Raw genomic sequence first — 14,135 nt, forward strand, 5'->3', positions numbered from 1 at the left:
CAAGACTCACACCGGCCGGAGGAGACGCCCATGACGCCACCATCCCTGAAATCCCCACAGCGCCGCGCGCTGCTGCTGGCCAGCACCGCCGGCCTGGGCCTGGCTGCCAGCAGCGGCGCCGTGCGCGCCATGGCTCCGGCCCGCCCCCGCACGCGTCTGCGCCTGGGCATGATTGGCACCGGGCTGCGGGGCCAGGTCTTGCTGCGCGAGCTGCTGCGCCGCGAGGACGTGGAGGTGGCCGCGCTCTGCGATATCGAACCCCTGATGCTGGCCAAGGCCCTGGCCATGGCCGAGAAGGCCGGCCGCCCCCGCCCCGCCACCTGGGGCGAGGACCGCGACCCCGAGGCCTGGCGCCAGATGCTGGCCAAGGCCGGGCTGGACGGCGTGATCATCGCCACGCCCTGGGAGTGGCATGCACCCATGGCCATCGGCGCCATGCAGGGCCGGGTGGCCGTGGGCTGCGAGGTGGTGGCCGGCATCACGCTGCAGGACCACTGGGATGTGCTCAACACCCAGCTCCAAACCGGCACGCCCTATATGCTGCTGGAGAACGTCTGCTACCGCCGCGATGTGCTGGCCGTGCTGCAGATGGTGCGCGCCGGGCTCTTTGGCGAGCTGGTGCATCTGCAGGGCGGCTACCAGCATGATCTGCGCGCCGTGAAGTTCAACAGCGGCGACCCCGCCAAGCCCTATGGCGGCGGCGTGGAGTTCGGCCCCAAGGGCTGGAGCGAGGCGCGCTGGCGCACCGAGCACTCGGTGCAGCGCAATGGCGAGCTCTACCCCAGCCATGGCATTGGCCCCTGCGCCATGTACGCCAATATCCACCGCGGCAACCGCTTCACCCACATCAACGCCTTTGCCAGCAAGGCGCGCGGCCTGCAGGACTATGTGCAGGCCCAGGGCGGCAAGGACCATCCCAATGCGCGGGTGCGCTTCAAGCTGGGCGATATCGTCACCACCAGCCTGGCCTGCGAGAACGGCGAGACCATCCTGCTCCAGCACGACACCTCCCTGCCCCGCCCCTACTCCCTGGGCTTTCGCGTGCAGGGCACGAAGGGCTTGTGGATGGACGTGAACCAGTCCATCCACATCGAGGGCCGCAGCAAGCCCCACCAGTGGGAGCCCTTCCAGCCCTACCAGGACCGGTTCGAGCACCCGCTGTGGAAGAAGCATGCCGCCGCCGCCGAGGGCGCGGGCCATGGCGGCATGGACTTCTTCGTGATCCATGCCTTTGTGGAGGCGCTCAAGGCCGGCGCGCCCATGCCCATCGACATCTACGACGCCGTGGCCTGGAGCGCCATCACGCCGCTCTCCGAGCAGTCCATCGCCCAGGGCTTCAAGACCCTGGAGTTTCCGGACTTCACGGCGGGTGCCTGGAAAACGCGCAAGCCCATCTTCGCCTTCGATGAGCGCTACTGAGCGTCTTCCAGCACGCGCTTGAGCTCCTGGCGCAGGAGCTTGCGTCCCGCGCCATTGCTTGCTCGCCAGGCAGCCAGGGCCAGGGCCATGAACTCGCGCTCGGCCGGGCTGGGCGGGGCCTCGGGATGGTCCTCGTCCAGCCAGCCCACGGGCCGCGCGCACAGCGCCTCGATCTGGCGCGCCAGCTTGTCGCCAATGGGGCGGGCGCTCTTGATCTGGCTCCACATGCTGGGCGAGATCTGCAGCTGCGCGGCAAAGGCCTGCTCCAGGCCCTTGGGCGGCGCGCCTGCGGCCAGGGCCTGCTCGGCAAAGGCCTGGAAAAGAATCAGCACGTTCTGGCGACGCGCGAGAGTGGTATCGGCCACGGTGGGAGCCAGCGGACAGCTGAGGCAAAGAGACAACAGCGCGATTGTCGCAAGGGCTTGACCGTGGAGTAAAGACTATTTACAGTGCGCAGCCACGGGACAGGCCAAGCCGGCTGCCCGACAAGATCAGCCACAGATTTCCAGGAAAGGACCCATCGTGAAGACCCGCCGCCCTCTCATCAACGCCCGCCTGACAGCCGCTTGCGCGCTGCGCATGGCCGCCTTGGGCGGGATGAGCGCGCGTGTCGGTATTCGCGCTGCTGAAGCAGCAGAAGGTCGGAAGTTCCTGCATCCGGGAGAGCGCGGCGCCTAGGGCGTCAGCACTCCAAGCTCTGTCACCCAGAGGCCCGGATTCCGCAAGGATCCGGGCCTCTTGCTTTTGGACGCCGAGGCGGCGTCGCTTGATTGAGAAGACACAGGGAGTCGCCGTCCGACTTCGGCTGTGTCCTTGCACTCCGTGGCCGCGCTGCAATGGTGTTGGCGGTCCGGGATGTGCGCGGGGCCGATCGCAAGGGCCAGCCCCACGTGCAGCGACACACCAGCTCCGACGGGAGCGTCGCGCTCGGGCACAGCCGAAGTCGGATCCTCGGGTCCTGTGCTTCACCAGACCGCTTCGCGTGGAGCTCGCGCTTCGCGAAGCCAAACCGGCCGCGAGGATTGGGCGGCGCCGGAACCCGTCACCGGCCACCCTCAACTATCGTGAGGGATGACCTTGATTCAAATGCGAGGCCCGCCTGGCAAACGGCCTCAGGGAGAAGACCATGAACAACAAGCAAGAACAACAAGAGAACCATCTGCAGGAAGAGGTGCCCGGTGGCGTGCCCATCAAGATGTGGACCCGCGGCGTGCCGGTGGAAGACGCGGCACGCCGTCAGCTGGCCAATGCCGCGCGCCTGCCCATCGTCTTCAAGCACATCGCGGCCATGCCCGATGTGCACCTGGGCATAGGCGCCACGGTGGGCTCGGTCATTCCCACGCTGCGCGCCATCATCCCGGCGGCGGTGGGCGTGGACATCGGCTGCGGCATGATGGCCGCCAAGACCACGCTGCGTGCCGAAGACCTGCCGGACAATCTGGCGCCTCTGCGCAGCGCCATCGAGCGCGCCGTGCCCCATGGCCGCGCGCCCGGTGCCCGCGATCCGGGCGCCTGGGGCAAGGTGCCGGGCTCGGTGGACACGGCCTGGGCCCAGCTGGAGCCGGAGTTCAGCGAGCTCTGCCGCGACTACCCCAAGCTGGCCAAGACCAATCACCGCAACCATCTGGGCACCCTGGGCAGCGGCAACCATTTCATCGAGGTCTGCCTGGATGAGGACGGCGCTGTCTGGTTCATGTTGCACTCGGGCTCGCGCGGCGTGGGCAATGCCATCGGCACCATGTTCATCGAGCTGGCCAAGCAGGACGCGCTGCGCCACAACGCCAATCTGCCCGACCGCGACCTGGCCTATTTCGAGGAAGGCGCGCGCTACTTCGGCGACTATGTGCGTGCCGTGGGCTGGGCCCAGAAGTTCGCGGCCCTGAACCGCGAGCTGATGATGCGCCGCGTGATCGAGGCGGCCAAGACCGTGATCCGCAAGAACTTCCAGTCGCACATCGAGGCGGTGAACTGCCACCACAACTATGTGCAGAAGGAGCGCCACTTCGGCGAGGAGGTCTACGTCACCCGCAAGGGGGCCGTCAGCGCCAAGGCCGGCCAGCTGGGCATCATCCCCGGCAGCATGGGCGCGCGCAGCTATATCGTGCGCGGCAAGGGCAACCCCGAGAGCTTCGAGAGCTGCTCGCACGGCGCCGGCCGCGTGATGAGCCGCGGCGATGCCAAGCGCCAGTTCACCCTGGCCGATCACCGCGCGGCCACCGAGGGCGTGGAATGCCGCAAGGACAAGGACGTGCTCGACGAGACGCCCGCGGCCTACAAGGACATCGACGCCGTCATGGCCGCCCAGCAGGATCTGGTGGAGGTGCTGCACACCCTGAAGCAGGTGGTGTGCGTGAAGGGCTGAGCCAGAGCACCCGGGGTGCTGGGCAGCGGCAGCGTCGGCTTCACATCTCGAAGCCGGCGCTTACAAATTGCCTGTCAGCCAGGCTCGGCGCAGCAGCGTTGAGCGCTCGTTGCCCGCCCTTCCGCGGGCCCCTTGACCCTTTGCCACCTCACCAGCCAGGAAGGAGTGCGCCCATGTTGCCGAACTCACCGCATGCCCAAGACCTGCCCGTGTCCGCGCCTGCCAGCTGCTGCGGGAAGAAGAAGGCCGCAGCCGCCCTGCTGCTGATGGTTCTGGGCAGCCTGGCCACCCTGCAAAGCACCCAGGCCAACCCCGATGTGCGCTGGTCCGTCACCATAGGCTCGCCCGGCCACGGCCACCCTGGCCACCCGGGTGTGGTGTACCTGCCGCCCCCGCGCGGCATCTATGTTCACCCCGCCCCCATCGTCTACGGCCCGCCCGCCTACGGCCATTACCGCGAGCGCCGGCATCAGCACAAGCACCACCATCACCATCATCACTACTACCAGCGTGATGACGACGATGATGATGACCGCGGTGCCTACCGCCGCGGAGCCCGCCGCGACAGCGACCGCGACGGCGTGCCCGACCGCTGGGACCGCCGGCCCGAGAACCCCTGGCGCTATTGATTGACGCGAGGGACTGACGCGAGGCCGGCCGCCGCTGCTTGAGGCGGGCGGCGGCTCACCTGCCCGCTGACACCTCGTCTGCGGCGGGGCCCTCTCCTCAGCCGCCCTCAGCCTGCAAGTGCGCCCGTATCCGCGCCACGGTCTCTTCCACCGGCGCCTCGCGCGACACCTCCAGCCCCAGCGCCCGCGCGATCTGGTTCACCTTGCCCGGGTACAGCGGAATGCCGCCCGCATCGATGGCCGCGATCAGGGCGCGCGCCTGCGCCAGATCATCCACCGGCCCGGCCGGCGCGGGCGCTGGGGAAGGGGCGCGCAGGGAGAGCAGGCGGCGCAGGGGGGAGGGTTTGTTCATCGATGCGGTACGGGAAGCAGACAAGCAGGCAAGCGTGCAAGAGTGCAAAAGGGCGTCAGCGACAGTCCTTCAGCCCTGGCCCGAAAGCTTGTCCGCAAACGGCGCGCCCTGAACCGCCGCGCTGATGGCGCCGCAGTCGGCATCCTCATCCTCGTGGATCACCACAAACCAGAAGGCCTGCTCGGGCGCCCCGAACACCGGGCTCAAGGCCGAGGCCGGCCGCGCCAGCTTCAGCTTCACCTCCAGCGACAGCTCCTGCGCCTCGGCCAGCGCCTGCCGCGGCAGCGCCTCCAGCTCCGGCGTCTCGGCTCGGAAGTCCAGCAGCACCACCAAGTCATTGGTCTTGAAGTGCCGCTGCGCCGCCTGCGCAAAGTTGAACACGCGCTCGTCGATCAGAGCTTGCAGGCGGTCGGGGAGGGCGGCATCGTTCATGGGGGGTGGAGGCGGCTGAAATGGGGGGGAAGCGTGATGGGCGGGATTATCCTGAGGCGCCGCTGGAGTCATTGGCAGCCATCAAGCAAGCCTTGCTCCGGAACTCCCAGAAACTGATGCCTATTGCATCGGTTTCCAGGAGCTCTGACCATCGGCATCGACCCCGCAACGTCAATGTTCATGCGGCTTGTGGCGATATTGCAAAGCCGACTATTGACCATTGATTGACGCGAGGTCGGCCGCCGCTGGGTTAGGCTGGCGGCCATGAGCCTGCTTCATTCACCCAGCCACCCAAGCGCTGCGCAGCCGCCCTCGCCGCTGCGGCATCTGCGCGTGCAGCCCCTGCGCGAGCGCCCCGAGCTCATCCCCGAGCTGCAAGCCTGGTTCCAGGCCGAATGGCCCGGCTACTACGGCCCCGGCGGCCCGGGCGACGCCCGCCGCGATCTGCTGGCCTATGCCCAGCCCGACCCCGCCGCCCTGCCCCTGGGCCTGGTGGCCCTGCAGACCGATGCCAAGGGTTCGGATGGCACCGAGCGTCTCTGCGGCTTTGCCGCCATCAAGACCGAGCCCTTTGCCCCCTGCCCCGGCCTGGGCCCCTGGGCCGGCGCCGCCCTGGTGCCCCAGGCCCTGCGCCGCCAAGGCATAGGCCTGCTGCTGCTGCAGGCCCTGGTGAGCGAGGCGCGTGCGCTCTACCGCCACCAGGCCCTGCACGCCACCACCCTCTTCTGCGCCACCGCCACCTCGGACAGCCTGATGCTGCGCGCCGGCTGGCGGCTGCGCGAGCGGGTGATGCATGGGGGTGGGGAGGTGAGGGTGTATGAGGTGGGGGTCGGGGCTGATTGATCAGCCCGCTGTGCCGAAGTGGTGACATTCAGCACAGGACGCGCAGGCCAGCATCGCGCTTGTTGGTCCACGAAAGCGGCAGAATCCGCCGCATAGGGATATGAACTACAAGACGAGGGTGGAGCTGATGCGGCATCCGCAGCAGTGGATATGGTGGCAGCAGCAGCCCCTCGCAAACAACCGTGCTGATCAAGACCGCCGACGACAAACGCAAGCGCATACAACTTCTGAACGATCTCCAACAGTCCACGCAGTTGGACGCCCGGCAGCGGCAATGGCTGCGCGAGGAGCTGGATCGTTTGCAACTGGGCCTGCAGGGCGAACGCGACGCCGCCTACTACATCGACAACTGGCTCAAGGACAGCAGCAACAGTGCGGTACTGCATGACCTGCGGGTCAGTGTCGACGGTGAGGTGGCCCAGATCGACCATCTGGTTTTGCACCGTACCTTGCAGATCTATCTCTTTGAGACCAAGTGCTTCAGCGGCCATTTACAGATCAATGAGCACGGTGAGTTCACGGTGCGCTATGGCAATACCAAGGCCTATGGGATCCCCTCCCCCTTGGAGCAAAGCAGGCGACATGAGCGGGTGCTTACCCGTCTGTTGGAGCGCTTGGACATCACGGGCCGGGCAGGCTTGAAGCCAGTCTTTCATCACGCAGTGCTGCTCCACCCGAAGGCCATCATTGAGCGGCCGAAACCCAATGCCTTTGATACTCGCGACGTGATCAAGGCGGACCAAATCGCCAGCTGGCATGAGCGCTATGTGAATGAGCGCATGGGCGTCGGTGCCACGTTCGGCATGCTGATGAATGTGCACAGCAGCGACACACTCAAGAGCTGGGCCGAAAAGCTTGCTCGCCAGCATCGGCCTCAAGATCCTCTGGCGCTACCGGCGTTCATGGCACCTCGCCCTGCCAAGTCGGCCCAGCCGGCCACGGCCAATAGCGTCGAGGCTCGTGCCAAGTCTGAGGCAAGTCCGCAAGCCACCCAGTCGGTCGAAGACCATCCGCTCTACCGCAAGCTGGAATGTGTGAAATGCCATTCAAAGATTAGCTACGCCGAGGGCAAGTTCTGTTGGAACAACCCGAGGCGGTTCGGCGGGCTGCAGTTCTGCCGCGCGCACCAGGCGGAGGCTGCATGAACGCGGCTACTCAGCGGGAGCAGGTACTTGCTGAGGTCGATCAGATTCGGCGGGCGCTGCGGCGCGGGGTCTATGCGCCTCACAAGCCATTGATGCTCTTGCTGGCCTTGGCGCACCTCCAGCGGGGTGAAGCTCGCCTGCAACCATTTGCCGCCTACGACCAAGAGCTCAAAGCGCTATTGACCCAATTCGGCCCGAGCAGTGCTCCGGGTTCACGGCATTACCCTTTCTGGCATTTGCGCACCGACGGGAACGGCTCGCTGTGGGATTTGAAGGGGCCAGCCACCCTGCTGGAGCGACCGCCAGCGGCAACGCCCAATCTCGGCGAACTTCGAAGCGCGGGGATTGAGGCGGGGTTCAGTCCGGCCGTCTATGAGGCACTAAGACGAGACCCCGGCTTGTTGGTTGAGGTCGCCGCCCGGTTGCTGACGACCACGTTTCCTCCCAGCCTGCACGAAGACCTGATCCAGGTCCTGGGTCTCGACATGTCATCTGATGCTCGGCGGCTGGCCGAGCCTGAGGCACCCGCCTATGGCAAGCCCGCTGTATCCAAGCGCCGCAGGGATGCGGGCTTCCGAGACGAGGTGCTGCGGGCCTATGAATACCGTTGCTGTATCTGCGGCTTTGATCTGCGTGTGAGCCACATGCCAGTGGGCCTGGAGGCTGCCCATATTCAATGGCACACGGCTGATGGTCCCGACTTGGTGGTCAATGGCCTGAGCCTGTGCGCTACGCATCACAAGATGTTCGATATGGGGGCGTTTACCGTCGAACCCTTGGAGCGCCGCATCGTCTTCAGCCAGCACGCAATTGGCGCGGCTCAAATGCAGTTCCATGGCCGGCCCATGATTTCGCCGCAGTCACCCGCCATGAACCCAGGTGCCGAGTATCTAGCCTGGAATCAGAAGAACATTTTCAAGACACCGGCGCGGCAGTAGCGGCTACTGGAAACTAGCTCGGAATGTCACGGGATCGAGATTGCAGTGCTGTGCGATTTGACCGGGCAGCTCAAACAATCGAGGCGACGAGCGGAAGTCAAAAACTCGGCAGAGCACGAAGGATTCGGCGTGATCCCGTGAAAACCGCTCTTCCTTGCTGGACACGAAGAACGGCGTCATTTGCCCAAAGGCCGTGGTCTGAACTTCCAGATGCCGCTCGCTGCCGTCCAGTGCGTAGCTGCGAATGTCGTAGCCCAGGCCGTCGCCTTGGGTCACAGCGACATGCTCCACTTTGTCAGCCAACTGCCCCAGTCCGAGGTGGGCGAGCCGCCACTGCTCGTAGCGCAAAACAAATTCCTCACCGGCAAGGCCCATCTTGCGATTGCTGGCCTCGCGCTCGAAGTAATCGCGTTTGATCGGCGTGCGCAAGTACGCGGGTGATGGCTCAGCGGTTCGATGATTGACTTTGGGCGCGTCCGAACGCACTTTCGAAAAGTCGTACTGGTCTGGTACGTGTGTCGGGCGTTCAACGGCGGACAGGGCCGAGGTATCAACGTCCTTGCGTGAACCAAGCTGCCGCCCTACTTCTTCAACGAGCTCGCGCTGAACATTGCTCGCGGGCAAGTAGCCGCGTAGCGGCGGAATCCCGAGCCCTTGGAGTACGGCGCTGATATTGCGCCGCTTGAATTCGATAGACGCGTCCGAGCGCTGATGGAGCAGGGGCTGCAGGCGACGCCGCCGCTCAGCCTTGTTGAAGCTCTGCCCATTCAGGTCCAGCACCAATCGGACGAGATCAATCCGTTGCCGGCCGAGAACATCAAATTCCGAATTTGGCGGTCGAGTCGCGCCGTTTAGCTGCCGCTTCAACGAAGCGCGGTCCGTGGTTAGTTGCTTGCGTCCGTCAACTCAGAAGTCTGGAATGTGGGCCCTGATAGGTATTCAAAGCCCTGTCGTTTAGGCGGGGCCCTTTCTCATTGGTGCGCAAGATTCCCTTGAGCTAAATAAGGGTGAGCTCACTCATTTCCTTCATGGCATTGCGATCATGAATGCCAATACCATACAGCCAGTCAACAAGGCGATCAATTGTGATGTATCGCGCGCCTGTCCCTCTATATAGGCATAGGAGGGATTTCCAATGGGCTCGAATTCGCCGCTGAGCGCTAAATGCTGCGACCTTTGAGGGGAACTTCATTCCTATCACGCAATCTGATAGTTGAATTGCGTCTTTGGAATAGAAGGCGCGAAATGCCTCTTCTTTAGGTGAGCCGACTCTCGGTAGCAGCAACATCCATCCAGATATTCGACCCTTGGCGACAGCGCATGTCCTTTCGGTGGCCGCGGTAATTCCGGCATCTGCAATAGATCTGAGTGTTGTTGAATGAATAACTCGAACGCCAGATGGAGCTCGCTCAAAGGCATGCATCTGCAACCCACCGCGTACTACGGTTGTTGGGATTGAATCTTCTGGCTGTGGCATAACTTCGATCGAAGAAAGAGGTCTGCCACTCGGGGTTCTGAATTGTACAAATGACGAATTGACCCGCGCGCCTTTAAAGGTGTAAATGCTAAGTTGCAGTAATTCGGTGAGAGAGAAGTCCTGATCAAGAAGCTCGCGAGCGTCTTGGTCGGTGTTCGAATAAAGCAGTGACTCAGGTACAACCGCAATAGCGCCCTGGTTTGGTCTGAATAGTTCCAAGCTTCGCAAGATATGAGCCATTGCGACGCTACACTTCACCGAGTGCCCTGAGTATTTGACAGTGACATATTTCCTCGAACCCAAACTGAAAGGTGGGTTCAGGACGAGCAAATCTACGCCATAGCACGTTCCAGGGAAATCAGTGGGTGGGGGGCGATGCCGTTTTAGGAGGTCTCCAACATACAGGCGCCAGTCCGGCTTTTCCCGCCGAAGCTGCCGAATCACGAGAGGGTCACTATCAATCCCCAAGCAGTGCCTTGCTTCCAGTACTTCTTCTGCTGCAGCGAGCAGGCTTCCCGAACCACAAGCCGTGTCGGCACAGATGGTGGGTGTGCTTGCAAGTTGCGCACGCTCAAGCGCGCGGCTGGCTATAGCAGGCGGTGTGTAGTATTTGTCGGAGTCAATCCCAGCTGTCATATCTTCTCAAGGGGCGAAGCTGAAGACGTGAATGAGACCTCGGCCATTGGTTCGGTTAGATTGTCGAACAGGGTGATCAAATAGTATCTCGCAATGACTCTCGTTAGCTATCGCGTACTGCAGTGCTCCAAGCGCATGCGGACGCGTACCTACAGGAGCTATGTACAAGTAATGATCGGGAAAGTCTTGGCGTATTGAGGCTAGCGTCTCAAACGCCTCAAACGGGCAACTTGCTTTAGCTAGTCGAATGTCGGCATTGCAGTCGAATTCGTTAAGAAAGGATCGGTTGCAGGCAACTGTTATCGCTGGATAGTTGATTTGAAATCCAGGTGCCCCAATTACGGGAATTACTCTTGGCTGTGGCTCTAGCTGATTAATTATTCGTTCAGCACGGTTCCCTTCGAAACCAAGAAATGCAACAAAGAGCGCGGGTTCGTCATCGGCTGGACCAGCGAGCTTCGCAAAACCGGGTAGGGGCGAAAGGCCGCCAAATGATATGCTCAGATCGAATAGGTTTGCTGATGCTGGGGAGGGATGTGTTTTATAGCCGTCAGGTTCGACATATAGAACGCGAACCTGCTTGCCCGCCTTAAGGTGGGCCTGAAATACCGGCGCCCAAACATGATGCGGCAAAGCGGTGATATCAATGAGTACATTGTCGCTATCGGCCAGCGAAACAAGCCGAGCGCCATCTGTTAGTTGGACAGTTTGGCTCTCATTCCTGCTCAACACTGTGACTGTGTCGGGGGTGGTGTCCTGCACTAGGATGAGGCGGTCAGATTTTGCGCGCTTCAATTCCTCCCAAGCATCGATCCTGCCACGCTCTTCTGGCGAGGTTTCAATTGAAATAACAGTCTCGTCGACAAGCAGGTCCGTAAGTCTGAAGCTGTCGAACCTCAGGGTGTGTTCCGGCGGCATTTTCATTTCTGCGCGGCCCCAGTTTCGGTGTCGCCATAGAACGCTGAAAAGAGCGCCAGCTGTTCGGGAAGCTCGTCCTCTTCGACTTGTGGCTTGTTCTCAAGCATCGATGAGATTGCCCGCCCGGGATGATCGCCAAGCACGGCGATCAGGTCCTGAGCATCAAATGTCATTCGTCTCTTCTTTCGATGAGAGATTTCGAAGAATGCACTGAATATACGATGGAGTCTGTACTCGTCTTCACGAGTTTCGGCTCGGCTCGTAAGCTTGGTCCCCGGCTCCACCTCAAACGCTAGGTGGCCCACACCTTCACTGAGCATGTCAGATATCTTTGAAATCTCATTTGCTTTGCCCGATAAGACAAACGACGTTACCTCAGGAGTTTTTCCTAATGGTTCGCGTGCGAGCTCAAAGAACACCTTGCCGATGGCAAGAACTAGTCGCTTTAGCTGAACTCCGTGGTCCGCAAGGCCTTCTAGCTGGTTTAGTCGCCGTTCTCCGACCTCTCGTGCCGCTAGTGTTTGAGATTTTGGTGAGAGGCTGAGAATGGTCGGGAATGCCTTGCCATCTGATAATTCGTGAGTAACCGAGCAGTCAATTAGTTCAAGGAAGTAACGGATGTTGCCGCTCGCGAGCGCCAAAAAAATCCGCTCACCGCAGTAATACTTCCTAATTCGGGCCCCTTTATTGCCCTTTGACAGCCAGAACAAGCTCGCGTATCCATAGTTTCCGAGGCGGACTTGCCATTCGCGCTCGTTTGCGATCCAGTCTTTTGCGAGGTTGGTTAGGGAGCTGCCTTCGCTGGATTGCCAGTATTTGAGGAAATAAGTCTCATGGGCAGGTTTTGACTGAAAATATTCAAATTCGTCAGTGCCTTGTAGTTCTTGCAGAACCGCTCTCGCCACACGGCTCGCTCCCAGTAGTTCGGCTTCTTCGCCAAAACTAAGGTCCTGCAAGAATTCAGAGAGTTTTCCAGGGACAGGGACGCCACTAGCGCGCGCTGCCCTTAGTCTTACCGAGGCAACTTGTTTGGCGAAATATTCAAAACCTTCGTCGGCAATCTCGATTTCATAGTAATCGTCCGGTGTCTTCAGTAGATCTTGTCCGTCCAGAGTTTGTCGATTTCTTAAGCCATTCTTTCGGACGCCAATCTTGTATGACAAGGGCGGCGATGCATGCTTGATGTAGGTATTCAGGATTGCTTGCTGATAATCAAGCAAGTTTTCATATTCGTCAATGCAGCAAAATATGATGCGCCCGTCTAACAACCCGTGTTCTTCCAATGCATCCACAAAAGTACGTATAGGCGACTCAGCCATGGACAGAACGACTTCTAGTGAACTCGTTGGATTGTTTACTTTGAGCTGGAGCTTTGAGATCTGATTCTTGATCGCAGTGTCCAGCTCTGGTGCAGATGTGCCAGAGAAGTCAAGAATCCCGAGATCAGTCGCAATGGCTTGAATGGCCTCCTTAGGAAAGGCCTTGCCTGATTGATCCTGCAGCCAGCTTGTAAGCGAGCTGAGCTCGAAACATGCGAGAAGATTGAAGTAGTGTGAGAAGTACTTCGCCCAATCTAAAGTCTCGTCCCGTCCATGAAAACTTCTGACTCGATTCTTATTGATTCGAATTAAGAATCCGAAGTACTCTTGATCGCCGAATGACTGCCCAGCATCTTTCAGCCGTTCAAGACATGAATCAAACTTTAAAGACTGTAGTGCGGTCGTTTTGCCAGTGCCACGTCCACCAACCAGTATGCACGGGCGGCGTGCCTCCAGCTTTGTCAAGTAGGTTGGAGTGACGAACAGATCTCGAAAGTTGGCGGCTGGCCACTCGGCTCTGTTGTCCCCAAATAGTTGCCGAAGTGTTGCGGCCTGGGTTTGAGGGTTAGGTTCGCTCAATTAATGGCTCCCAGTTATTGGTGCCACGACACCAGAAAATCGGCAATGTTGCGTCGGGCACGGAGTGTTCGAAGGCAAAGAAGAGCCCGCGATGCTTGTACCCATATGTTAAATACTGCTGCTGATGCATGTATGCATCGTGCGGTGTAAGTCTCGGCGTGTATCTTTTTAATAGTGAATCGATCTGGCTATACAGCGATTGATTTGACGCCTGAAGCCCCCAGAGTGTTCCGCGGTCGTCGATTTTGTGCGTTACACATACTGCCACGGAAGGCGCCTTATTACCAATATTGGTGATGCCCATTTCGGTGCCGACAAGGCTGACGTAGATGGCAGTGAAACCGACCTTGGACTGAATCGCCTCGAAAGAGGTCCCGGTGCTGCTGTCTTGCCATGTGGTTAAAAACTGATCACCGGAGCCAATAAAGTCATCTACGAAAACGACGGGCTGCCCGGCTTCTGCTGCTTTAATCGCTTCACTCGTAATCTTTATTTGGGCCTCATCAACATTCAGGACTTGGCGTGTACGGCGGCATAAAAAATAGCCCGAATCTGTAGGATTCGGGGTCTCGCCGGAAACGGGCGTGAAGACGGCATTTGGTAATGCTTGCAGCAGCTGTTCTCTCGCGGGCGCGGTGGGGCCTTTCTTCAGTCCATCGGCAATGCTGTAAAACGACGTTGTTAATAGTGAATCAGTGAGCCTCTGATTATAGAAGACGAAGCGTTCTAGCAATTGAGCGGCTAGGATTTTGTCGTTATCGTCAAAATTCTCGATCCAAGCTCGCGGCCGAATCGTTGGCTCCGATAGCCACATTCCTGCTCGCTTTAACGCCTCGCAGCGGGCCAGGACATCCTTTACATATACGTCTACGCGCACCGGTCATCCCCCTGGATGAATATTATTTGAATCGAACGGAGCATCAGCATTATTTGGTTCGTCAGCCATTAGGCGTTGGCGCCTGCTCTGATTTGCAATTGTTCCATGCCTGGCGCATGGTTGGGGGTGGGGTTCTCTTGGACGTTGGGCGCAGAAGGAGGCGGTTTCGAGGAAGCGGGCCGTCATTGACTGACGCGGCGTCGGTCTAT

The 14,135-nt window shown here is 60.5% G+C and carries 15 protein-coding genes; 7 read left to right on the forward strand and 8 right to left on the reverse strand.

All coding sequences use genetic code 11. The features are described from left to right. Positions 1 to 30 precede the first annotated feature (30 nt). Positions 31 to 1,419 (forward strand): Gfo/Idh/MocA family protein, encoded by a 1,389-nt coding sequence (locus DFR39_RS02320; protein WP_133601914.1) that lies wholly within the window; start codon positions 31 to 33, stop codon positions 1,417 to 1,419. Here the strand turns inward: DFR39_RS02320 and DFR39_RS02325 are convergent. Continuing rightward, positions 1,413 to 1,784 carry a hypothetical protein gene (locus DFR39_RS02325; RefSeq protein WP_133601915.1) on the reverse strand — a complete coding sequence of 124 codons (372 nt, stop codon included), beginning with the start codon at positions 1,782 to 1,784 and terminating at the stop codon, positions 1,413 to 1,415. The two genes, DFR39_RS02320 and DFR39_RS02325, sit on opposite strands and share 7 nt — an antisense overlap. Positions 1,785 to 1,941: 157 nt before the next feature. Between DFR39_RS02325 and DFR39_RS19770 the strand changes: the two genes are divergently transcribed. From DFR39_RS19770 to DFR39_RS02335, 3 genes are all read left to right on the forward strand, one after another. Then, entirely contained in the window at positions 1,942 to 2,097 is a 156-nt protein-coding gene (locus DFR39_RS19770) for a hypothetical protein (protein WP_162849383.1), read from the forward strand. A 448-nt stretch (positions 2,098 to 2,545) separates the two neighbouring features. After that, on the forward strand, positions 2,546 to 3,781 hold the full coding sequence (locus DFR39_RS02330; protein WP_133601916.1) for an RtcB family protein: 1,236 nt from the start codon (positions 2,546 to 2,548) through the stop codon (positions 3,779 to 3,781). Positions 3,782 to 3,954: 173 nt separating this feature from the next. Then, complete coding sequence (locus tag DFR39_RS02335; RefSeq protein WP_133601917.1) at positions 3,955 to 4,410, forward strand: hypothetical protein; 456 nt, start codon at positions 3,955 to 3,957, stop codon at positions 4,408 to 4,410. 97 nt (positions 4,411 to 4,507) lie between these two features. On the opposite strand, the gene DFR39_RS02340 is transcribed toward DFR39_RS02335, so the two are convergent. Together DFR39_RS02340 and DFR39_RS02345 are read right to left on the reverse strand one after the other, a co-directional pair. After that, positions 4,508 to 4,762 (reverse strand): hypothetical protein, encoded by a 255-nt coding sequence (locus DFR39_RS02340; RefSeq protein WP_246030649.1) that lies wholly within the window; start codon positions 4,760 to 4,762, stop codon positions 4,508 to 4,510. 69 nt (positions 4,763 to 4,831) lie between these two features. Next, entirely contained in the window at positions 4,832 to 5,194 is a 363-nt protein-coding gene (locus tag DFR39_RS02345; RefSeq protein ID WP_133601918.1) for a hypothetical protein, read from the reverse strand. Between the two features lie 264 nt (positions 5,195 to 5,458). Here DFR39_RS02345 and DFR39_RS02350 point away from each other — a divergent pair, with 264 nt between their 5' ends. From DFR39_RS02350 to DFR39_RS02360, 3 genes are all read left to right on the forward strand, one after another. Next, positions 5,459 to 6,037: a hypothetical protein gene (locus DFR39_RS02350; protein WP_133601919.1), complete on the forward strand. Its 579-nt coding sequence runs from the start codon at positions 5,459 to 5,461 to the stop codon at positions 6,035 to 6,037. Positions 6,038 to 6,219: 182 nt separating this feature from the next. Next, entirely contained in the window at positions 6,220 to 7,182 is a 963-nt protein-coding gene (locus tag DFR39_RS02355) for a nuclease-related domain-containing protein (RefSeq protein ID WP_133601920.1), read from the forward strand. Further along, on the forward strand, positions 7,179 to 8,120 hold the full coding sequence (locus DFR39_RS02360; RefSeq protein WP_133601921.1) for a phosphorothioated DNA-binding restriction endonuclease: 942 nt from the start codon (positions 7,179 to 7,181) through the stop codon (positions 8,118 to 8,120). Before DFR39_RS02355 ends, DFR39_RS02360 begins: the two co-directional genes overlap by 4 nt. A gap of 3 nt (positions 8,121 to 8,123) precedes the next feature. On the opposite strand, the gene DFR39_RS02365 is transcribed toward DFR39_RS02360, so the two are convergent. The 5 genes from DFR39_RS02365 to DFR39_RS02380 form a co-directional block, all read right to left on the reverse strand. Further along, positions 8,124 to 8,987 (reverse strand): protein NO VEIN domain-containing protein, encoded by an 864-nt coding sequence (locus tag DFR39_RS02365; RefSeq protein ID WP_246030650.1) that lies wholly within the window; start codon positions 8,985 to 8,987, stop codon positions 8,124 to 8,126. Positions 8,988 to 9,117: 130 nt separating this feature from the next. Beyond that, positions 9,118 to 10,233 (reverse strand): N-6 DNA methylase, encoded by a 1,116-nt coding sequence (locus DFR39_RS20445; RefSeq protein ID WP_419789833.1) that lies wholly within the window; start codon positions 10,231 to 10,233, stop codon positions 9,118 to 9,120. 6 nt (positions 10,234 to 10,239) lie between these two features. Further along, positions 10,240 to 11,157 (reverse strand): hypothetical protein, encoded by a 918-nt coding sequence (locus DFR39_RS02370; protein ID WP_133601922.1) that lies wholly within the window; start codon positions 11,155 to 11,157, stop codon positions 10,240 to 10,242. Beyond that, the gene (locus DFR39_RS02375) at positions 11,154 to 13,049 is read right to left on the reverse strand and encodes an ORC-CDC6 family AAA ATPase (protein WP_133601923.1); all 1,896 of its coding nucleotides are present in this window, start codon (positions 13,047 to 13,049) and stop codon (positions 11,154 to 11,156) included. Before DFR39_RS02375 ends, DFR39_RS02370 begins: the two co-directional genes overlap by 4 nt. After that, positions 13,036 to 13,926 carry a phosphoribosyltransferase-like protein gene (locus DFR39_RS02380; protein WP_133601924.1) on the reverse strand — a complete coding sequence of 297 codons (891 nt, stop codon included), beginning with the start codon at positions 13,924 to 13,926 and terminating at the stop codon, positions 13,036 to 13,038. Before DFR39_RS02380 ends, DFR39_RS02375 begins: the two co-directional genes overlap by 14 nt. Positions 13,927 to 14,135: the final 209 nt, after the last annotated feature.

This window comes from Roseateles asaccharophilus, assembly GCF_004362405.1.
GTDB classification, from domain to species: Bacteria; Pseudomonadota; Gammaproteobacteria; order Burkholderiales; family Burkholderiaceae_C; genus Kinneretia; species Kinneretia asaccharophila.